The following is a 22,004-nucleotide window of genomic DNA, read 5'->3' as shown; positions in this document are numbered from 1 at the left end:
CAATGTTTATAATTTCATAAAATACTTTAATAAAGATAAACAATTATGAAAAGATAATTTCCATTAAGGTAGAGCTATCATATAAAATTTTAGACATAAAAATATTGCTAAATGTAACAAAATTAGATGTAACGTTGGCATTAGCATACATTTTTTTATTCATCATGATGACTACCTCCTTTTCAAATTTAAAATTATTAATAGTTTTTTCAATTGATTCCTTTTTAAGAATACTTTATTTTACAATGGATGTCAATACTAAAATTGGAAAAAATTTAAATTAATTATTTTAAGTACATTTCTCCTATTTTAAATACATCTCCTGCACCCATTGTAAGAAGCAAATCTCCCTCTTTTAAATTATCTTTTAGATATTGAACAATTTCAGGGAAACTATGAATATTTACGCAATTTACATTCTTTGACCTTATTCTATCACCCAGCATATCAGAACTTATTACTCCAGTATCTTTTTCCCTTGCAGCATAAATATCTGCAAGTACTAAACTATCTATGTCATAAAAAGAATTTGAGAAATCTTCAAATAAACTTATGGTTCTTGAATAAGTATGTGGTTGAAAAACACAATAAATTTTATTGTGAGGATAATTTTTTGCAGCGTTTAAAGCTGCTTTAATTTCTGTAGGATGATGAGCATAATCGTCAATAACAGTAACACCATCTTTAGTTCCTTTTAGTTCAAACCTTCTATGTGTACCCCTAAAATTAGAAAGCCCAGAAATGATTGAAGCTTCAGAAAAATTAAGGCACAGGGAAGCGCCTATACTTGCAAGAGCATTTAAAACATTATGCAGGCCGGGCACATTAAGATTTATTTGAAATAGTAAAAGCCCATCTTTGTATACATCAAATGTGGCACAACCTGACTCGTTATAGCTGATATTTTTAGCTTGAAGGTTTCCTTCATTAAGACCATAAGTAATTATATTACAGTCATAATTATAGTTGTGGAGGATAGTTTTAACATTTTCATCCTCTATACATGCAATTAAATAGCCTTCCTTAGGGATAAGATCAATAAATTTTTTAAAGGTAGCTTTAATGTGATTTATGTCCCTATAGTAATCTAGGTGATCTGCATCTATATTTGTTATTGTTGCTATATAGGGAAAGAACTTTAAAAATGAGGCTTTATATTCACAAGCTTCAGTAATAAAATAATCACTATTTCCAGCTAGGACATTACCATTAATAGCATCCAGTTCTCCACCTATAAGTATGGTAGGGTCTACATCTTCAATTAAAATTATGTGAGCAATCATGGAAGTTGTAGTAGTTTTACCATGGGTACCCGCTACAGCTACATTATATTTATGTCCCTTCATAATTTGACCTAAAAATTCAGCTCTATCCATTAAAGGTAAATTTAACTCCACAGCTTTAATATATTCAGGGTTTTCAGGAGAAATAGCAGCAGTGTAAACAACTAAATCTGCATCTCCTATGTTATCTCCATTATGGCCTATATAAATTTCAGCACCACTTTTACTAAGTTTATCTGTTATATGTGATGACTGCATATCAGAACCAGAAACCTTATAATTATTGTTTATAAGTATTTCAGCAAGCCCACTCATACTTATACCGCCGATTCCTATAAAATGAATCTTCTTATTTTTATCTTTTATAAAATCAAAAGACATTATATCAACTCCTTAAAATTATTACACTTATTTAGTATATGAAATTCTATTAGTATTGATTATAACAAATTAATCAATATAAGGCACACTAAAATAAATATTAAATCAATATGAAAGTCTTTTTCGAAGGCTTATGACCTTCTCTTAATTATATACAAAATCATATAAAAACAACACATAAAACGAACAATATTTTTAAAATGGACATAACTAGGATACTCGAAATCGCAAAAACTGATAATAATCAATAATTCATTGAAAATGAATAAACAGTTTATATGTAATAAACACAATGTTTTGAAATTAGTTTAATAAGCATTGTAATAGTGATAAAAAAGATTTACAATAAAATTACGAATGATAATTAAAATTTAATCGATAAAATTCGCAAAATAAAGATATGGGTGATATATAGTGAATAAATATAGTAGAAATCAAAGAGTTACAGGTATTACTAAGATATTAACGGAAAATCCTAATAAGATAATAAATCTAAAAAGTTTTACAGAACTATTTAATGCAGCGAAATCCACAATTAGTGAAGATATTGTTATTGTTCGCGAAACTATAAGTGGGCTATCTATGGGAAAGATAGAAACAGTTGCAGGTGCAGCTGGTGGAGTAAGGTATATTTGTGGAGTCTCAAAGCCTGAAAGTAGAATATTTGCTGAGGAATTATGTGAAGTTTTAAGTCACAAGGACAGGGTAATACCAGGAAATTTTATTTATATGACTGATATTATGTATAATCCAGAAATAGTGCATAAAGCAGGAGTAATTCTTGCAGCTGCTTTTAATGAGTTGCACATTGATTATGTTGTAACTGTAGAGACTAAAGGAATACCACTAGCCTTCGAAGTAGCAAAGATGCTGGGGGTCCAATTAGTTATTGTAAGGCGTGATCCTAAGGTTACTGAAGGAAGTACTGTTAGTATCAACTATGTGTCCGGTTCTAGCAATAGAATTCAAACTATGTCCCTTACAAGAAATTCTATAAAAAAAGGAAGTAAATGTATTTTTATAGATGACTTTATGAAGGCTGGGGGAACGGCAAGAGGCATAATTAATTTGCTTAAGGAGTTTGAAAGTGAACTTTTAGGAATTGGAGTTTTTATGGATAATGTTGAAAGTGGGCATAAATTAATTGAGGAGTACATATCCATTATTCAGTTTAAGGGAATAAATATAGAAGGTAAATCTGAGCTAACTCCATCAAAATTCTTCGAAAAAGCATAATATTCAAAAGATTTAATATTTTTTTACAATTTAAGAAGGAAAAACCTAAGTTATATAGAAATAGTATAATTATAACGCAATATAAAGCAACTTGGAGGTGGAGTGTATGGAAATTACAGACGTTAGAATTAGAAAAATAGCTACAGAGGGTAAGATGAAAGCGATTGTATCAATAACTTTTGATAATGAATTTGTTGTTCATGATATTAAGGTTATAGAAGGGCAAAGCGGACTTTTTATTGCTATGCCAAGTAGGAAAACTCCAGATGGAGAATTCAAGGATATAGCTCACCCAATAAATACTGGAACAAGAGAGAAGATTCAGACAGCTATTTTGGCGGAGTATGAAAAAGTAAAAAGTGAAGAACCTGTAGTAAAGGCAGTAGCAAAAGAAATAGAAAAAGTGGAAGAAAATTTAGAAGTATAAAAAGGGTGAAAACCCCTTTTTATTTTTTTGAAAAAAAATATAAAAAACTGATAAGTCGGTTGCAATTAAATGTTATATAAAATATAATATAATAAGTGTTTTAATTGAATTTAATATAAGATATAATGTTTATATATGTCGAATTATTGTATAAAGAGGTGTTTTATTTGTATAAATGCGCTATAATATTAGCTGCTGGTGAAGGGAAAAGAATGAACTCGAATACTCCTAAGGTTCTGCATAAGGTTTGTGGTAAAGAAATGATAAACCATGTTATTGACACTATGAGAAGTGCAGATATTGAAATGGTTGATGTGGTAATTGGAAGAGGAGCGAAGGCGGTTAAAGAAGCAACAGAGTGTAGAAAAGTTAATTACTCCCTTCAGAAAGATCAGTTAGGGACAGGACATGCAGTAATGTGTACCAAAGAATTTTTAGAAGGTAAGGATGGCATCGTGGCAATATTTGTTGGAGATGGTCCACTAATTACTGAAAATACTGTTAGAGAAATGTTAGATTATCATGAAAAAGGTGAGTTTAAAGCTACTATATTAACTTCAAAGATGGATGATCCTGCAAAATATGGAAGAATAATTAGAAATGAAAATAATGAGGTTGAAAAAATAGTTGAGTTTAAAGATTGTACAGAGGAAGAATTATTAGTTAAAGAAATAAATTCAGGAATGTATTGCTTTGATATAAAAGAATTACTTAATAGTTTAAATAGATTAAATAATAATAATGCACAAGAGGAATACTATTTAACAGATGTTATTGGCATTTTAAAAAGCGGAGAGTTTAAGGTTGGGGCTTTTGATGTACCAGTTGAGGAAATCACTGCTGTTAATTCTAAGGTTGAGCTTTCAGGGGCAGAATCCATAATGAGAACAAGGATTAATATAAAACATATGGAAAATGGAGTTACAATAATGGACCCTAAAAGCACTTATATTGATACAGAAGTGGAAATAGGAAAAGATACTATTATCTATCCAGGAAATATATTACAAGGAAAGACAATTATTAAAGAAAACTGTGTTCTTTATCAGAATAATAGAATTGCTGATAGTACTATTGAAAATGGAGTTTCAGTTCAAAGTTCTGTAATAATTGAAAGTAAAGTAGGTGAATACACTACTGTAGGACCATATGCGTATATTAGACCAGAAAGTAATATAGGAAAACATGCTAGAATAGGAGATTTTGTTGAAATTAAAAAATCAACTATAGGAGATAATACAAAGGTATCCCATCTTACATATATAGGTGATGCAGAGGTTGGAAGTGGATGTAATTTTGGTTGTGGAACTGTAGTTGTAAATTATAATGGGAAAGCAAAATTCAAAACAATAATAGGCAATAATGCGTTTATAGGATGTAATACTAACTTAGTATCACCTGTAAAAGTTAATGATAATACATACATTGCAGCTGGATCTACAATTACAAATGAAGTTCCTGAAAATGCTTTGGCCATAGCTAGAGCAAGACAGAGAAACATTGAGAATTGGGTAGTAAAAAGTGGACATAATAAATAAGGCAGAAAGTACAGCATTTAATAAGTAAAATATAAAGGGAGGTGGAAAACTGATTTTCGTAGTAAAATGGATATTTATAGGCTGCTAAAGCATGCAAAATGTAAATTAGTGGTTAAATATTATGATACTACCCTTCTATTTAATGTATGGAATGAAAATAATATAAAGCATGCTTAAATATAATTTATATTATTTTGAAAATCAGGATTACAGATGATAAACCACGGCAAAAATATTAAAATTTTTACAGGAAATTCAAATCCTAAATTAGCCGCAGATATAGCTGAAATACTAGGATTAAAAGTTGGAGATTCAAATGTCACAACTTTTAGTGATGGTGAAATATCTGTTAATATTCATGAAACTGTTAGAGGTGCTGATGTGTTTGTTATACAATCAACTAATGAACCAGTAAATGACAATTTAATGGAATTACTTATTATGATTGATGCCTTTAAGAGAGCTTCAGCAGGAAGGATAACGGCTGTAATACCATATTATGGGTATGCAAGGCAAGACAGAAAAGCAAAAGCTAGAGATCCAATTACAGCGAAACTTGTGGCAGATATTATAACCACTGCAGGAGCTGATAGAGTGCTTACTATGGATTTACATGCAGCTCAAATACAAGGGTATTTTAATATTCCTGTAGATAATTTAATGGGAACACCAATACTTGCAAAATATTACATTCAAAATGGATTTAAGGATAGAGATGATGTAGTTGTAGTAGCACCAGATCTTGGAAGTGTTGCTAGATCAAGAAAATTTGCAGATAAACTACATGCATCAATAGCTATAATTGATAAGAGAAGACCAAAGGCTAATGTTTCAGAGATTATGAATGTTATAGGTGATATTAAGGGAAAAACCTGTATCATGATGGATGACATGATAGATACTGCTGGAACCATAACTAACGGAGCTAATGCACTAGTTAAACTAGGAGCAAAGGATGTTTATGCTTGTTGTAGCCATGGGGTTCTATCTGGGCCTGCTATTCAAAGAATAAATGATTCAGTAATAAAACAATTAATAATATTAAATACCATTGATTTGTCAGAGGATAAACATTGTGATAAGTTCATTACATTATCCGTAGCACCAATTTTGGCTGAGGCTATAAGGAGAATATACGAGGATGTTTCTGTAAGCAAACTATTCGAGGAAGACTCCAATTTATAAAATACATATTTTAAGATAGTGATGCTGAATTATTTTTATAATTAAGCATCACTATTTTTTTTCCTTTAATTAAATCTTAATGTTGTTTAGGCAATGGTGATATAAAATTTGTAATCAATATAAGCATCGGATGTGTAAAAATTGTAAATTAACGGTGTATAATAGTGAATAATTTGTAACATTTTTATAAAAACTGATTAGTTAACATTAAAGTATGATAAATTAATGATAAGATAAATTATTTTTAAAATGAATTATTATTAGAAATCACAATAAAAATAAACTAATCATATTGGTTGGTACTTTCATTAATGAAAAAATAGAAAAATAACAGAGGCAAAAATATACGTGAATAATAGATTGAAATAATAGAAAAATAATTTGGAGGTAAGGATATGGAAGGAACTATAGGAAAAATATTAATAGTTGATGATGATAAGAATATTGCTGAGGTAATTAAGATGTATCTTGAAAACTCGGGATACGCAACAAAAGTAGTACATGATGGTAGGGCCGCTCAGGAAGCATTTTTAAGTTATAAACCAGATTTGGTACTACTGGATATAATGTTACCTTATATTGATGGCATAGATGTTCTGAAATGGATAAGAAAAGAGCATGAAACACCGGTTATTATGCTTACGGCTAAAGGAGAAACCTTTGATAAGGTATTAGGGCTAGAACTGGGAGCGGATGACTATGTAGTGAAGCCTTTTGAACCAAAAGAAATAATTGCAAGAGTTAAGGCTGTGCTTAGACGTTACAACTTGGATAATGGTGGTAAGGAAGTTTTGAATTTTGAGGATTTAGAAATTGATATTAATTCTTATAATGTTACGTATAAAGGTGAAGAAGTAAAAATGCCACCTAAAGAATTTGAATTAGTACATTATTTAGCTCTTAATAAGAATAGGGTTTTTACTAGGCAACAGTTACTATGTGAGGTTTGGGGATACGATTATCCTGGAGACTCTAGAACCGTGGATGTACATGTTAAAAGGGTAAGAGAAAAGCTTCAAGGAGGACCTAATTGGCAGATTGAGACGGTGTGGGGAGTAGGATATAAATTTGAGGTGAAATAAATGGTTAAAAAGGGTCTGTTTTCCAAGATGCTGGCCACCTATACTATTATAATATCTATGAGCCTTATAATTATTGCTTCTTTTCTATCTTATTGGTTTCAAAATTATTTTTTTGATGAGCGGAAAGACCAATTTTTGAGTAACTCGAATATGATACAAGATTATGCTAAGAAGTATATGGCAGGGGAGGTTACATCGCAGCAGGTGAATGATATAATAACCATAATTGGTGATTATATAAAGTCGGATATTTGGCTTACAAATAGCTCAGGATTTGTTTATGCTGTATCTAATCAAGAACATAAAGAGTTTATGGGAAAACAGGTATTTGCTAAGGAACTAGGGGAGCTTAGACTCGGTCATACTTTTGAGGTTACAGGACCTTATGCTGGAATATTTGATAAGGCTGTAAGAGTTTACGGTACACCCATAATGGAGGCAGGTACATATAGGGGTTCTATAATATTATATAATTCCATTGAAGAATTAAGTCAATCCTTGAAACGGGTTTACGAAATAATTTGGATATCATCAATTTTTGCAATAATACTTTCTTGTATAATTATATATTATTTTTCACAAAAAATAATCATAAAGCCCTTAGCGGAGATTAATTCTGTAGCTAGAAAAATATCTAATGGAGATGTAGATAAGAGAGTTTATTTGAAATCAGATGATGAAATAGGAGAACTTGCTCAATCCTTTAATTTTATGGCCGATTCCATAGAGAAAAATGAAAAAAACAGACGTGAATTTATATCAAATGTATCTCATGAGATTAGATCTCCCATAACCTCAATTAAAGGATTTATTAGCGGAATACTAGATGGTGTAATTCCGGAGGAAAAGGAAAAATACTATTTGTCTATTGCCTATGAAGAAATTCAAAGATTAACTAGACTTGTAAATGACTTACTTGATATGTCTGCAATTGAAGCAGGGGAGTTTAGTTTAAGAATCATGGAAGTGGATATTAACGAAATAATTAGACTTACAGTTATAAATTATGAAACAAAAATTAAGGGAAAAAGGGCCTCTGTAGATGTATGCTTTGAGGAGGATAATTTATTTGTAGCGGGAGACAAGGATAGATTAGTTCAAGTGATTACAAATTTATTAGATAATTCAATAAAATATGTAAATGCCGGCGGTAAAATAAAAATAAGTTCAAAAACTAAAGGGAAAAAGGCCTTTGTTTCTGTGTTCAATGATGGGCCTAAAATAGCAGAAGAAGATTTGTTGCATATTTGGGATAGATTTTATAAAGCAGATAAAGCAAGAACGGCGAAAGATAGTACTGGGCTTGGATTATCTATAGTGAGAAATATAATAACCCAATTACAGGAAGATATATGGGTTGAAAATAAAGAAAATGGTGTTTGCTTTACCTTTACTTTAATGAAAGTGAAATAAGCTACTTCATGATTTAACGATATTTCAGAAGGGAAGTCGCCTACTTATATAAGTGGTAGTCTAAATCTCCTTCTGAAGTCGTTAATATGCAGCTCCGCAGGAGATGATTTAATTATAACCATTAGGGGGTGATGTTATGGGTAATAAGAATAAATATGAATTGCGTGAAGAAATAGAGGATGCTATGTGGAAAAATGCAGAGTCTGGTAATGATATCTTTGGTGAAATTAAATTTAGAAAAAGCAATAAAAAAAGTTATGTTAAATCATTTTTAAAAGTAATTAGTTTTATACTAATAGCATCTCTTTCTGGCGGAATTACAGCTCAGTATGTAATTAATAAAGAAAAAGAGGGAGATGTTAGCCCAAGTGTTCTTGGTAACAATCTTCTGGGAATATCAGACAATTCTATTTTGTCGGTTTCCCAAAAGGTATCACCAGTAGTAGTTGGCATAAGTAATAAAGAAGGAGGAGTATGGGAGACTCCAGAAGAAAGTGGTTCGGGAATTATATATAAAAGTGATGGGTTTATTGTTACTAATTACCATGTGGTTGAAGGTGCAACAGAAATAAAGGTAAAACTTAGTAATGATAACGTCTTGAAAGCGACAGTAGTAGGAAGTGATGCTATATCTGATCTGGCAGTTATAAAAGTTGAAGCTAACAACTTGCCTGTTGCAAAATTTGGTGATTCTTCAAAGCTTAAGGTTGGTGATTTAGCCATTGCCATTGGTAATCCAATAGGAGAGCAGGTTTCAGGAAGTGTTACTGCTGGAATTATAAGTGCAGTAGATAGAAGGATTAATATAGTTGATAAAAAAACAGGGGAACAAACTATATATAAAGTAATACAAACTGATGCAGCGATAAATCCAGGCAACAGTGGGGGAGCATTGTGCAATAGCTCTGGAGAAGTTATTGGCATAAATAGTTTTAATGTTAATTCGGTCATTGGAAGTGAAGGAACGGGATTTGCTATTAGCACAAATGAAGCTAAAGAGATTATTGATGATCTGGTGACTTATGGTAAAGTTATTAGACCGGCTATAGGTATTAACGGAGGAACTGCAATTTCAGTGGGCGATGATGGTGTAGAGGGAGTATATGTACAAGATGTTCTACATGGCAGTGGTGCTGCTGTAGCTGGGATTATGCCTACTGACATTATAACTGAAATAGGCGGAAAGAGTATTAAAAACATGGAGGATTTAAGTAAGGTATTGGAAAATTACAAGGTTGGAGGGAGTTTATCTTGTAAGATTTGGAGAGATGGGAAGATTAAAGATATTAGTATCATTCTCTCTGAATTAAAGCCTCATTAAAATTTGAATCCCCAAAAAATATATTAAAGTGCTAAAAAAAAGAATTATGTTAATAATACAATTAACATAATTTTAACACGAAACTAATTTTTATATAAATTTATGGATTAAATATTTTTTCGTATAGTATTACAAATAAAATAAAAAATAATTATGTGATAGATAGGTGGCTTAAACATAATTATATTTGGAGGCAATAATGTACTTGGTAATTGGACTGGGAAATCCAGGAGATGAATATAGACATACGAGACATAATGTAGGATTTGATGTAATTGATTTAATGGCAGGCAAGTATAATATTTTGGTTAATAGGATAAAATTCAAAGGTGTATGTGGTGAGACTAATATAGCAGGGGAAAAAGTAATTCTAATAAAACCTAATACATATATGAATTTAAGCGGTGAGTGCGTACGAGAAGCTGCTTCTTTTTATAAGATTCCCAGTGAAAATATCATCATAATATATGATGATATTAGTTTGGATGTAGGCAAATTAAGAATACGAAGCAAGGGTAGTGCTGGGGGTCATAATGGCATAAAAAGCATTATTAGTAACATGTCCTCAGATGTATTTCCAAGAATAAAAATAGGCGTAGGACAACCAGAAAGGTCGTTAATACCTTATGTTTTAGGACGATTCTGTAGTGAAGATCGAATACTTGTAGAAAAAACCTTTGAAGCTGGCATAAAAGCTGTTGAAACACTAATAGCAAAGGGGTGCACTGAAGCTATGAATGAATTTAATGGGTTTATTGCTTAAATAAAATTATCATTAAAATATTATTATATATTTATGCAGTGAGTGAGAGGTGTTAAAATGAGACTTGATGGGCTTATGAAGCCGTTGAAAGATAGCAATCAATTTAAAAATATATTAAAAAATATAGAAGAAAAAACATATCCTATAGGTGTGTATGGACTTTCAGAATCAGCTAAAAATTATTTGGTTAATGGTGTGTACGAGCAATTAGACAAATCCATATTAATTTTAACGCATAGTGATGTAGAGGCTAAAAACATATATGATGACTTATCTTTTTATGTAAATGATGTATATTATTTTCCAACCAGAGAAGTGGGTTTTTATAATGCAGATGCAATATCTGGGGATCTAAGGTGGGAAAGACTTAAGGTAATGAAAAAGATTACTCAAAAGGGTAAGAAAATAATAATTACATGTATTGAAGCTTTGGCAGCTACTTATATTCCTATAGAGTTATTACAAAAGTATATTTTTAAATTATCGGTAGGAACCACATTGAATTTAAAGAATTTCACTGAGAAATTAATTCAGTGTGGTTATGAAAGAGTAGATAGAGTAGATAATAAAGGACAATTTTCTATTAGAGGGGGGATTATAGATTTATACCCTCCTATATCTGCGTTGCCTTTTAGAATAGAACTTTTTGATGATGAAATAGATTCTATAAGAACCTTCAATAGTGAAACTCAGAGAAGTATTGATAAGGTTAAAAAAATAGATATATTTCCAGCAAAGGAAATAATACTAACACAAGAAAGAATGGAAAAAGGATACAATGAAATAAAGAGTGATTTTGATACTATACTAGGTAGCTTCCATAAGAAAAAGGACAAAGAAATTATAGAAAGAATAACGTCTTTAGTTAATTCTAACTTAGAAGCACTTAAAGAAACCTGGAGATTTGAAGACATTGATAGTTACATGCCTTATTTTTATGATACTACTTCTACTTTTTTAGATTACATGAAGGACGCATTTATAGTAGTTGATGATACACAAAGGTGCTTTGGTAAGCTAGATAGTGTATATTTTGAGTTTCAGGAAAACTATCAAAACTTTTTAAAACGAGGAAGTATACTGCCCAAACAAGCAGGACTATTAATTAATCAGGAACGTATATATGAAGATTTAGAGGCTCTAGAAGTTATGACAATAAACGGCATTGCTAAAAGCACAAAAATACTTAAGCCCAGGTCCATAATATCTTTCTCACAAATTACCATTCATGATTATCATGGTCAATTAGATATGCTTATTGAAGATATAAAGGATAAAAAGATTAAAGGGTATAAGACGGTAATCCTTTCGGGTACAAGAACTAGAGGGGAGAGACTTATAGATATACTTAGGGATAGGGGAATTGAGAGTGTTTATAGTGATAGTATTTCAGAAATCCAGTTTGGACAGGTAGTTGTAACTTTTGGTAATCAATTAAAAGGATTTGAATACCCGGAACTAAGATTATGTGTTATCTCAGATAGTGAGGTTTTTGGACAATCAAAAAGAAAAACTACTAGTCGTGCAAAGAAAAAGGGCGTAAGTAAAATTAAAAGTTTTACGGAACTTAAATTGGGGGACTATGTTGTTCACGTAAATCATGGTATAGGTGTATACAGAGGAATTAAGCAATTAGAGGTGCATGGTCATAAAAGAGATTATTTAGACCTTGGGTATAATTCTGGAGATACTCTTTATGTTCCAGTGGAACAATTAGATTTGGTACAAAAATATATTGGAAGTGAGGGTAAAGCTCCAAAGATTAGCAAACTTGGTGGAGTAGAGTGGGTTAAAGCAAAAAATAAGGTGAAAAACTCTATTGCAGATATTGCAGAGGATTTGGTAAAGCTTTATGCATCAAGAGCTACACTTAAAGGGTATAGGTATAGCAAGGATACTGTATGGCAAAAGCAATTCGAAGAAGAATTTCCATTTGAGGAGACTCCAGATCAGTTAATAGCAATTGAGGAAATTAAGAAAGATATGGAATCTGATAAACCTATGGATAGACTCATATGCGGGGACGTTGGATATGGTAAAACAGAGGTAGCCATTAGAGCGGCTTTTAAAGCAGTTATGGATGGAAAACAAGTAGCATTCTTAGTGCCAACTACTATACTTGCTGAGCAGCATTATAAAAATCTTACTAAAAGATTCTCAGATTTTCCCATAAAAATTGAAATGGTAAGTAGATTTAGAACACCAGCACAACAGAAAGTTGTTCTTAAGGCTACCAAAGAAGGAAACGTGGATATACTAATAGGAACTCACAGAATAATTCAGCAAGATGTAAAATTTAAAGATTTAGGGGTATTAATAATAGACGAGGAGCAAAGATTCGGAGTTACTCACAAGGAGAAAATAAAGAGTATAAGAAAGAACATAGATGTAATTACACTAACAGCAACTCCAATTCCTAGAACACTACATATGTCACTTACTGGAGTTAGGGACATAAGTATAATAGAAACACCACCAGAGGAAAGGTATCCAATACAAACTTATGTGGTGGAGTTTAATGATCAACTGATAAGAGATGCAATACTCAGAGAACTAAATAGGAATGGTCAAGTTTTCTTTGTGTATAATAGGGTAGAAACTATTAAGGAGATGGCAGCATTTGTAGGTAAGCTAGTGCCAGAAGCTAGAGTGTGCATTGCACATGGTCAAATGACAGAAAGAGAATTAGAATCTGTTATGATAGATTTTATGGAGAATAAGTATGATATATTAATGTGCACTACCATCATAGAGACAGGTATAGATATCCAAAATACAAATACCATGATAATTTATGAAGCGGATAAGATGGGACTTTCACAACTCTATCAATTAAGAGGTAGAGTTGGGCGTTCAAATAGAATTGCCTATGCATATTTTACTTATAGAAAAGATAAGGTATTGACTGAAGTGGCGGAAAAAAGACTTAAAGCAATTAAGGATTTTACGGAGCTAGGGTCAGGCTTCAAAATTGCAATGAGAGATCTTGAAATTAGGGGCGCTGGTAATATGATGGGCGCAGCTCAACATGGCCATATGGCTGCGGTAGGCTATGATTTATACTGTAGGATGTTAGAAGACACAGTTAAAAAAATAAGAGGTGATGTGGAAGAGGAACAAATTGAAACCTCTGTTGAGATTGTTATAGATGCATATATTCCTAGTACTTATATTGAGGATGAGTCACAGAAAATTGAAATTTATAAAAAAATTGCAGCTATTGAGTGCCATGAGGACATGTTAGATATACAAGAGGAAATAGAGGATAGATTTTCGGATATACCATTATCAGTTGGTAATCTTATGGACATTGCATATCTACGATGTATATCAAAGCAGGTGGGAATAATAGAAATTAAGGAGGTGAATGAGGAGGTAGTATTACAATTTGATAGGAGTGAAAGAATAAATGGAGAGTTAGTTAAGGCCCTAGTTAGTAAATATAATAGAAATATTGTATTTAAATTAGGAGATAAACCAGTATTTGCATATAAGTACAAAAACTTAAAGAAAGAAGAAATCCTTTCAAATCTTATAGAGATTATTAAGTTTATAAAAAGTATCGTTGAAATAAAGTTGAAATAAAGTAAATTTGTGATAAAATAAATGTGTGTTAAAATTGATATGTAATGTATTGTAACAAAACCTTAAATGCCAATATTACATACAGAATGGGGGAAATATAATGAAAAATGTAAAAAAAATAATTACTGCAGCTTTGATAGCTATATTTGCTACGTCTTTAGTTGGTTGTAATATGATTGAAAAAACTCCTGCAGGTATTGCTAAAGGTACAGTAGCGACGGTTTTTGGTGCTAAAATAACTAGAGGACAGGTGGATGAACAATTAGCAGCTGTTATTAAACAAATTGAAACGCAGTATGGAGCAAATTATAAAGACAATGCTGAGGCTATGACACAAGTAACAACTCAAAAACAGAAGGTGTTAGAAGGCCTTATTACTGAAGAAATAGTAATTTATAAAGCCAAAGAGTTAAAAGTAATGCCTACTGAAGCTAAATTAAATGAGGAAATTGCTAAACAATTAGCAGAAATCAAGAAAAGTTTAGGGACGGATGCTAAGTATGCGGAAGCGCTAAAACAGGCTAACCTTACAGAAGAACAATTAAAATCAAGAATAAAGCCAAGTATTATTCAAGATGCATTATACAATGAAGTTACAAAAAATGTTAAAACTGATGAGACAAAAGAAAAAGCATACTATAATAGTAATTTAACACTTTATACAGAAAAGCCAAACAGAGTTCATGCAGCTCATATTTTGCTTAAAACAGAAGCAGAAGCAGTAGCTGTTAAAAAACGCTTAGATTCTGGTGAGGATTTTGCAAAGGTAGCAAAAGAAAAGAGTACAGATCAATCTGCTGCTGAGAATGGTGGAGATTTAGGATTTGTAGAGTATAATGATACTCAAATGGATAAAACTTTTATGGCAGCGGCATCCGCTCTAGGAGTAGGTAAGATTTCAGCTCCTGTTCAAACTCAATTAGGATGGCATATAATAAAAACCATTGCAAAAGAAGAGTATCCTGTAAAGAAATTTGAAGCGGTTAAGGCAGAAGTAGAAAAAGCTCTTATTGCACAGGGAAAAGAAGCAGCATGGAAAGCAGCCATGACAAAATGGCAAACAGAAGCTAAGATAACAAAAAATGAAAAAAATCTATAGGATTTTATATCTATAAAGTTATAGAGAATACCTTAATACTTAGGTATTCTCTATTTTTTTTTGCCTTATTTATAATATTAAAATAAAACATATATAAATGTGCATAAAATTCCAACTTTAGAAAGATAATAATAGTGCAAGTATATTATATAAGATTTTATTTAAGGAGGGAATTATTTAAATGAAAGCAACGGGCATAGTAAGACGTATAGATGATTTAGGCAGAGTTGTTATCCCTAAAGAAATAAGAAGAACTCTGAGAATACGAGAAGGAGATCCGCTTGAAATATTTACTGATAGAGAAGGTGGAGTTATTTTAAAAAAATACTCTCCTATAGGGGAATTAAGTGAATTTTCTAGAGAGTATGCTGAATCATTACAGCAAACTATAGGTAACATAATAATTATATGCGATAAAGATAACATAATATCTGTAAGCGGAGGCGCTAAAAAAGAGTACGTTGATAAAAAAGTTAGTATGGAGTTAGAAAAAGTAATGGAAGATAGAAAAGCTGTTGTACTCGGGGAAGGCTCGGAAAAAGTTATAGCCTTGTATGATGATGAGATGGAAAATAAATATAAGGCTCAGGTAATAGCTCCTATAATAACAGAAGGGGATGCAATTGGGGCGGTGCTAATAATATCAACAGAGGCGGAAGCTAAATTTGGAAATTTAGAATTGAAATTAGCAGAAACTGCAGCATCTTTTTTAGGAAAACAGATGGAACAATAAAAGTAAATACCGAAAAAGTATATATTACTAGGCAAAATGAAACATATTTGCGGTAATATATACTTTTATTTTTTTGATATAAGTAATAATAAGTCCTTGAATTAAATAATTATAATCAGAGAATGTAATTATTACCTACCCCACAGGAATACAAGGAGGTTATTATGAAGAAACATTCATTGATAAAAGGCACAATTATACTTGGACTTGCAGGAATATTTGCAAGATTTTTAGGGTTATTTTTTAGAATTCCAATACAGGCGCTTATAAAAGATGAGGGCATGGGATACTATCAGATGTCATATCCGCTTTATATGACGTTTGTAGCGTTAGCTTCAGGTGTTCCCATAGCTATGTCTAAACTTATTGCGGAGATGAACGCTAGAAATGATAGGGAGGGAGTAGGACAGGTATTAAGGCAAACACTTTTCTTTATGCTTACATTAGGGTCAGTGGTTACTATGCTAATGATAATGTTTGCAAAGCCTATTATATCTATTTTAAAATGGGATCCTAAATCCTATTACTCTTTTACAGCAATTGCAATAGCACCAATTTTTGTTTCGGTTATGTGTACCTTTAGGGGATTTTTTCAAGGGCTACAGAATGTTAGACCTACCGCTATTTCGCAAATAGTTGAACAAGTTGGAAGAGTTGTGGCTGGAGTTTTATTTGCATATTTATTGTTCCCAAAGGGAATTGAATATGCTGCTGGAGGGGCAGCTCTTGGGACTTTAGTTGGTGCAGTTATGGGAAGTATATATCTAATGTTAACTTATTTTAGAATGAAAAAAGAACTTCCAGTAAGAAAAACATCAAATAAAAAAAATATTTTATCTGATTTAGGTAAGGCTGCACTTCCAATATCTTTAGGTGCTGCAGTTGGTACTATTATGTCATTAATAGATTCTGTTTTAGTACCACAGCAACTTCTAAAAGCTGGATTTACACAAACACAATCAGCGGTAATGTATGGCCAATTGACTGGAAAGGCATTTACCCTGATGAATGTACCTTTAGCTCTTTCAGTGGCACTATGCGCGTCTCTGGTGCCTATAATTGCAGAGGCCTTTTATTTAGGGAAAAGGGGAGAACTCATTAAAAGAGTAGACATGGCTATGAAATTGTCAAACGTTATCTCACTTCCATCAGCACTTGGTATGTTTTTTATGGCTTATCCTATAATGCATTTGGTTTTTATGAAAGATGCAGCAGGGTATGAAATCCTGAAATATATATCAATATCCATACCGTTTTTAATTTTAACACAAACCAGCACAGCAATACTCCAAAGTATAGGCAATTACATGAGACCTGTATACAATTTAGCACTGGGGTGCATTATAAAGATTATTGTAACATACGTATTAGTTACATTATCATCTGTAAATATCTATGGTGCAGTTATAGGAACTATTTTAGGATATGTTACAAGCTGTTTATTAAATATTAGGGAGCTAAAGAGTGTATTAAATATAAAAATTAAGATGATGGATGCTTTTGTAAAACCAGCTATTGCTGCGGGTATAATGATAATTGCAGTTGTATTTAGTAACGCAAATGTCTATAATTATACAATGAGTAGAGGATTATCTTGTGTGGTATCAATATTAATAGGGATTATCATTTACGTAATATTAATTTTTTTGCTAAGAATATTTGAATATCAGGAAATTAAAAATAAGCTTTCTAGGCAAAAATAAAAAACAAAGGAGTGAAAGCTAATGATTAAAGTAGTGGGACTTGGTCCTGGTGCAATAGAATCACTAACTATAGGAACAGTGGAGATTCTTAAAGAGGGTAAAAACATTTATTTAAGAACTGAAAAACACCCTACTGTGGAATATCTAAAAACCCTATCAATTAAGTTTGAAACTTATGACCACAGATATGAAGAATATAATAATTTTGATGATATTTATAAGGCCATTGCAGAGGATCTTATCAAAAAACATGAAAAATATGGAGATATTGTTTATGCAGTGCCAGGAAACCCTCTTGTGGCAGAAACTTCTGTTAAACTTCTATTAAAACAATGTGCAGGAAATAGTATCCCAATAGAAATCTTTCCCGCAGTTAGTTTTATAGATGCGGTTATACAAAGTCTTAAACTCGACCCTATTGAAGGACTAAAAATTATAGATGCCTTTGATATAAAAAATCAAGTTTTAGATAAAAGAGTAGGACTTTTAATAACACAAGTTTACAATAAATCTATAGCAACGGATGTAAAACTTGCGCTACTTGAGTATTACAAAGATGATATGGAAATTTATTTTGTTAGAGCAGCGGGTATAAAAGGTATGGAAAATACTAGAAAAATTAAATTATATGAGCTAGATAGACAAGAAGATATCGATTATCTAACCTCAATATATGTACCAAAAGAATTAGAAGCAGCAGTGGATTTTCAGGATTTGTTGGCAGTTATAAATACCTTAAGGGGCGAAAATGGATGTTTATGGGATAAGGAGCAAACCCATGAATCTTTGAAGAAATGTCTTATTGAAGAATGTTATGAAGTTTTGGAAGCCATCGATGAAAAGGACGAGGATAAAATTATTGAGGAATTAGGCGATGTATTACTACAGGTGGTATTTCATGCTCAAATAGGAAAAGAAGAAGGATATTTCAATATAAATGATGTTATTAAGGGCATTACAAATAAGATGATAAATAGGCATCCTCATATTTTTAAAATTGTAGAAAATAAAAGTCCAGAGCAAGTTTTAGAAAACTGGGAAATTCTTAAGATGGAAGAACAAGGATTTAAAAATTATACTGACACTTTAAAGCATGTTCCGAAAAATTTGCCGGGTTTAATGAGAGCACATAAGGTTCAAGAAAAAGCATCGAAAATAGGCTTTGACTTTGACTCAGTTGAACCTGCTATGGAAAAGGTGTTAGAAGAATTGCAAGAAGTAAAAGATGTATATAAAGGTAAAAATAGGGCAAAAATACTAGAAGAAGTGGGAGATTTGGTATTTTCTACTGTAAATGTTGCTAGACTACTTGACACAGACCCCGAATTTGCAGTAAATTATACTATAGATAAATTTATCAAGCGCTTTCAGTACATAGAAGAAAATGCAAGTAGTAGAAACATAGATTTAAACAATATGTCACTTGCAGAAATGGATGTTTTATGGAACGAATCTAAAAGGTGATAAATTTATTTAAGAAATAAAACTAGTTTAAAAAGAAGGAATTCTAAAATTGGTGAAGAATATGCTATCTAATAGTGAAAAATATGCTGCTAAGTAGTGTACTCACTACAAGGTAGTGTACTCAATAATAAGGAGGTAACAAAAGTGAATAAATCAGAATTAATAACAAGTATCGCAGACAAATCTAAGTTAACAAAAAAAGATGCAGAAGCAGCTCTAAAAGGTATTATAGAAAGTATTGAAGAAACATTAGAAAAAGGTGAAAAAGTTCAACTAGTTGGATTCGGAACTTTTGAAACAAGAGCAAGAGCAGCTAGAATGGGTAGAAACCCAAGAACAAAAGAAGAAATTCAAATTTCAGCATCAACAGTTCCAGTATTTAAAGCTGGTAAAGAATTTAAAGATATAGTAAATAAATAGTTTTACTGTGATGTGAAAAACCTAGATATTTATCTGGGTTTTTTATTTTAAAATTTGTTTTATAAATGCTTAAAATAGTAAATAATATTATAAAGGAGAAGCATATATGAGATTAGATAAATATTTAAAGGTTTCAAGAATTATTAAGAGAAGAACTATAGCAAAGGAAGCTTGTGAAAGTGGCAGAGTTTCTATAAATGATAAAGTAGCAAAAGCAGGGACAGTGGTGGCTGAAGGTGATACTATAGAAATTAAATTTGCAAATCAAATTTTAAAAGCTAAAATTATAAATATTGCCGAGCATGTAACAAAAGATAGTGCAAAAGAAATGTATGAAATAGTTTCAGGAAGAGAAGACAAAGAATAAATGTTGTTTATAATTCTTAATTAAGTTTAATAAGCATATATATTTTATAGGAATATAATGGTATATGACTAATTGTGAATAGGATTAGCTTCTTAATTTACAATTTTTATTATTAAAATTGATAAGGAGGATATTATGGAAGTAAAGAAAGAAACCAAAATAGAGGATAGAAAAAGCAATTTAGTGCTTGAAAACAGAAAAAAACTCACTATTAATGGAGTTATCGAAGTTATAAATTTCAATGAAAATCAAATATTATTGAATACAGATGTAGGAACAATGATAATAAAAGGAAAAGAATTAAAGATGAATAAATTAGATGTTCAAAATGGGGATGTAGTCATAACTGGTAAAGTAGATGCATTTGTGTATACTAGTGACAAAAGCAAAGTGAAAAAAGATAGTATAGTATCACGATTGTTCAGGTAGAAGAGTTATGATAATTTCATTGATAAACCAAGTTAGACTTATAATTTTCAGTTTATTATCTGGAATAATAACTGGTATATTTTTTGACATATACAGATTAATAAGAGGATTCGAAAATCCTAACAAATTTTTAACCATAATACAAGATTTACTATTTTGGACATTAACTTCTATAGTCGTTTTTATATTTTTGATGTATACTAATGAGGGTTACATAAACTTTTATGTGTATGTATGTTTGATAATAGGGGCATATCTATATTTAAAACTCTTAAGTAGGGCTTTCATAAAACTGCAATATAAAGTTCTAAAACTCAATGGGAAAGTATTTAGAATTGTATGGAATCACATTTTATATCCAGTAAATTTATTGTTTTATAAGCTTGGAATAAAAAAAAATAGTAAATTATAAAGAAATAGCTTGAAGAAATGTGAAATACAATTTAGAATAGATTTATAAAGTTTATAGAATACTCATTCCATTGAAAGGAAAAGGGTATGTAATATGAAAAAAAATTTTAGTATTAAGAGTGTGGTATTAGTTTTTGCTGTGGTGTATGTATGTTATGTTTTAATTTACCAACAGACAACAATGGTAAGACAAAAGAATGAGTTACAAAAGTATAATGTTGAATTGCAAAAGAAAAAAGAAGAAAAAAAAGTATTGCAGGATGAAGTAGAGTTATCTAAAACTGACAAATATATAGAAAAATTGGCAAGAGAAATTCTAGGTCTTGTTAAAGAAGGTGAAACTCCTGTAATGGATAATAAAAACTAAATGCTATAATTATTGTTATGCTTATTATTATATTAATATATAAAATAAAACATTATTTTTGAGGAGGAGTCTTTTTAATATGACCTTAATGGCTGGAAGCATTGTAGAAGGTAAAGTAGTAAACATCACCAATTTTGGTGCGTTTGTAGAAGTGGAGGGCAAGACAGGACTAGTGCATATATCTGAGGTTTCAGATACGTTCGTTAAAAATGTTAATGATCATCTTAAAGAAAATGATATAGTTAAAGTTAAAGTAATTTCTGTAGATGATAATGGTAAAATTAGTTTGTCTATAAAACAAGCCGGAGTACCTAAAAAATCTATTAAACCAATGGAGATAGATTGGGAAAAGGAAAAAAGCAAATCAAATGCAAGTGGGTTTGAAGATATAATGACTAAATTTCTAAAAGACAGTGAAGAAAGATTTCAAGACGTTAAAAAACATCAAGAGGGAAAAGGCAGAGGATATAGTAAAAAAACGTCAAGTTATTAGAGAAATCTGTAGGAACTAATTATTTAGTTCCTATTTTAAAAAATAAAAAGTTATTGACAATAGTTTGTACTTCATATATAATAAAAAATGTTGCTGACAAGTAACGTATTGAATGCTAGCAAATGTTTAGTAAGTTAGTAAGTAACTAGCAAGACGCAAAAAAAAATATTGTCAATAAGCTGGAGTGGCGGAACTGGCAGACGCACAGGACTTAAAATCCTGCGGTGGTTAAACACCGTACCGGTTCGATTCCGGTCTTCAGCACCAAGTATCGCGGGATGGAGCAGTTGGTAGCTCGTCGGGC

At 31.2% G+C, this 22,004-nt stretch carries 20 protein-coding genes and 1 tRNA gene; 20 read left to right on the top strand and 1 reads right to left on the bottom strand.

Going from position 1 to position 22,004, the window contains the following annotated elements:
• Positions 1–284: 284 nt before the first annotated feature.
• Positions 285–1,664 (bottom strand): UDP-N-acetylmuramate--L-alanine ligase, encoded by a 1,380-nt coding sequence (gene murC, locus ACREVU_RS00975; protein ID WP_431549769.1) that lies wholly within the window; start codon positions 1,662–1,664, stop codon positions 285–287.
• A 414-nt stretch (positions 1,665–2,078) separates the two neighbouring features.
• Between murC and purR the strand changes: the two genes are divergently transcribed.
• From purR to ACREVU_RS00875, 20 genes are all read left to right on the top strand, one after another.
• Positions 2,079–2,900: a pur operon repressor gene (gene purR, locus ACREVU_RS00970; protein ID WP_431549768.1), complete on the top strand. Its 822-nt coding sequence runs from the start codon at positions 2,079–2,081 to the stop codon at positions 2,898–2,900.
• A 106-nt stretch (positions 2,901–3,006) separates the two neighbouring features.
• Positions 3,007–3,327: a septation regulator SpoVG gene (gene spoVG / locus ACREVU_RS00965; protein WP_431549767.1), complete on the top strand. Its 321-nt coding sequence runs from the start codon at positions 3,007–3,009 to the stop codon at positions 3,325–3,327.
• 167 nt (positions 3,328–3,494) lie between these two features.
• Entirely contained in the window at positions 3,495–4,865 is a 1,371-nt protein-coding gene (gene glmU / locus ACREVU_RS00960) for a bifunctional UDP-N-acetylglucosamine diphosphorylase/glucosamine-1-phosphate N-acetyltransferase GlmU (RefSeq protein ID WP_431549766.1), read from the top strand.
• A 213-nt stretch (positions 4,866–5,078) separates the two neighbouring features.
• Positions 5,079–6,050, top strand: a complete 972-nt coding sequence (locus ACREVU_RS00955; RefSeq protein WP_431549765.1) for a ribose-phosphate pyrophosphokinase — start codon at positions 5,079–5,081, stop codon at positions 6,048–6,050.
• 395 nt (positions 6,051–6,445) lie between these two features.
• Positions 6,446–7,132 (top strand): response regulator, encoded by a 687-nt coding sequence (locus ACREVU_RS00950; RefSeq protein WP_216163256.1) that lies wholly within the window; start codon positions 6,446–6,448, stop codon positions 7,130–7,132.
• Positions 7,133–8,545: a sensor histidine kinase gene (locus ACREVU_RS00945; RefSeq protein WP_431549764.1), complete on the top strand. Its 1,413-nt coding sequence runs from the start codon at positions 7,133–7,135 to the stop codon at positions 8,543–8,545.
• A gap of 136 nt (positions 8,546–8,681) precedes the next feature.
• On the top strand, positions 8,682–9,866 hold the full coding sequence (locus ACREVU_RS00940; protein WP_431549763.1) for a S1C family serine protease: 1,185 nt from the start codon (positions 8,682–8,684) through the stop codon (positions 9,864–9,866).
• Positions 9,867–10,065: 199 nt separating this feature from the next.
• A complete protein-coding gene (gene pth / locus ACREVU_RS00935; protein WP_431549762.1) occupies positions 10,066–10,629 on the top strand; it encodes an aminoacyl-tRNA hydrolase in 564 nt (187 codons plus the stop codon).
• A 57-nt stretch (positions 10,630–10,686) separates the two neighbouring features.
• Positions 10,687–14,214: a transcription-repair coupling factor gene (gene mfd / locus ACREVU_RS00930; protein ID WP_431549761.1), complete on the top strand. Its 3,528-nt coding sequence runs from the start codon at positions 10,687–10,689 to the stop codon at positions 14,212–14,214.
• Positions 14,215–14,314: 100 nt separating this feature from the next.
• Positions 14,315–15,313 carry a peptidylprolyl isomerase gene (locus tag ACREVU_RS00925; RefSeq protein ID WP_431549760.1) on the top strand — a complete coding sequence of 333 codons (999 nt, stop codon included), beginning with the start codon at positions 14,315–14,317 and terminating at the stop codon, positions 15,311–15,313.
• Between the two features lie 181 nt (positions 15,314–15,494).
• Complete coding sequence (gene spoVT / locus ACREVU_RS00920; RefSeq protein WP_431549759.1) at positions 15,495–16,046, top strand: stage V sporulation protein T; 552 nt, start codon at positions 15,495–15,497, stop codon at positions 16,044–16,046.
• A gap of 164 nt (positions 16,047–16,210) precedes the next feature.
• Entirely contained in the window at positions 16,211–17,749 is a 1,539-nt protein-coding gene (locus tag ACREVU_RS00915; RefSeq protein ID WP_431549758.1) for a putative polysaccharide biosynthesis protein, read from the top strand.
• Between the two features lie 21 nt (positions 17,750–17,770).
• The gene (gene yabN, locus ACREVU_RS00910) at positions 17,771–19,213 is read left to right on the top strand and encodes a bifunctional methyltransferase/pyrophosphohydrolase YabN (protein WP_431549757.1); all 1,443 of its coding nucleotides are present in this window, start codon (positions 17,771–17,773) and stop codon (positions 19,211–19,213) included.
• 144 nt (positions 19,214–19,357) lie between these two features.
• On the top strand, positions 19,358–19,633 hold the full coding sequence (hbs, locus tag ACREVU_RS00905; RefSeq protein ID WP_216163239.1) for a non-specific DNA-binding protein Hbs: 276 nt from the start codon (positions 19,358–19,360) through the stop codon (positions 19,631–19,633).
• Positions 19,634–19,739: 106 nt separating this feature from the next.
• On the top strand, positions 19,740–20,000 hold the full coding sequence (locus tag ACREVU_RS00900) for an RNA-binding S4 domain-containing protein (RefSeq protein ID WP_431549756.1): 261 nt from the start codon (positions 19,740–19,742) through the stop codon (positions 19,998–20,000).
• A gap of 135 nt (positions 20,001–20,135) precedes the next feature.
• Entirely contained in the window at positions 20,136–20,429 is a 294-nt protein-coding gene (gene yabP / locus ACREVU_RS00895; RefSeq protein ID WP_431549755.1) for a sporulation protein YabP, read from the top strand.
• Positions 20,430–20,436: 7 nt separating this feature from the next.
• The gene (yabQ, locus tag ACREVU_RS00890) at positions 20,437–20,841 is read left to right on the top strand and encodes a spore cortex biosynthesis protein YabQ (RefSeq protein ID WP_431549754.1); all 405 of its coding nucleotides are present in this window, start codon (positions 20,437–20,439) and stop codon (positions 20,839–20,841) included.
• A 93-nt stretch (positions 20,842–20,934) separates the two neighbouring features.
• Positions 20,935–21,207, top strand: coding sequence for a septum formation initiator family protein (locus tag ACREVU_RS00885; protein ID WP_431549753.1), 273 nt, complete (start codon positions 20,935–20,937; stop codon positions 21,205–21,207).
• Between the two features lie 79 nt (positions 21,208–21,286).
• Positions 21,287–21,700, top strand: coding sequence for a S1 domain-containing RNA-binding protein (locus tag ACREVU_RS00880; RefSeq protein WP_431549752.1), 414 nt, complete (start codon positions 21,287–21,289; stop codon positions 21,698–21,700).
• Positions 21,701–21,878: 178 nt separating this feature from the next.
• Positions 21,879–21,967 (top strand) — tRNA-Leu (locus ACREVU_RS00875).
• Positions 21,968–22,004: the final 37 nt, after the last annotated feature.

It is taken from the genome of Clostridium sp., from assembly GCF_050717535.1.
In the GTDB taxonomy this organism is placed as follows: Bacteria; Bacillota; Clostridia; order Clostridiales; family Clostridiaceae; genus Clostridium_AD.
The sequence above is the reverse complement of the archived record's forward strand: the minus strand, read 5'-3'. Positions and strand labels throughout refer to the sequence as shown.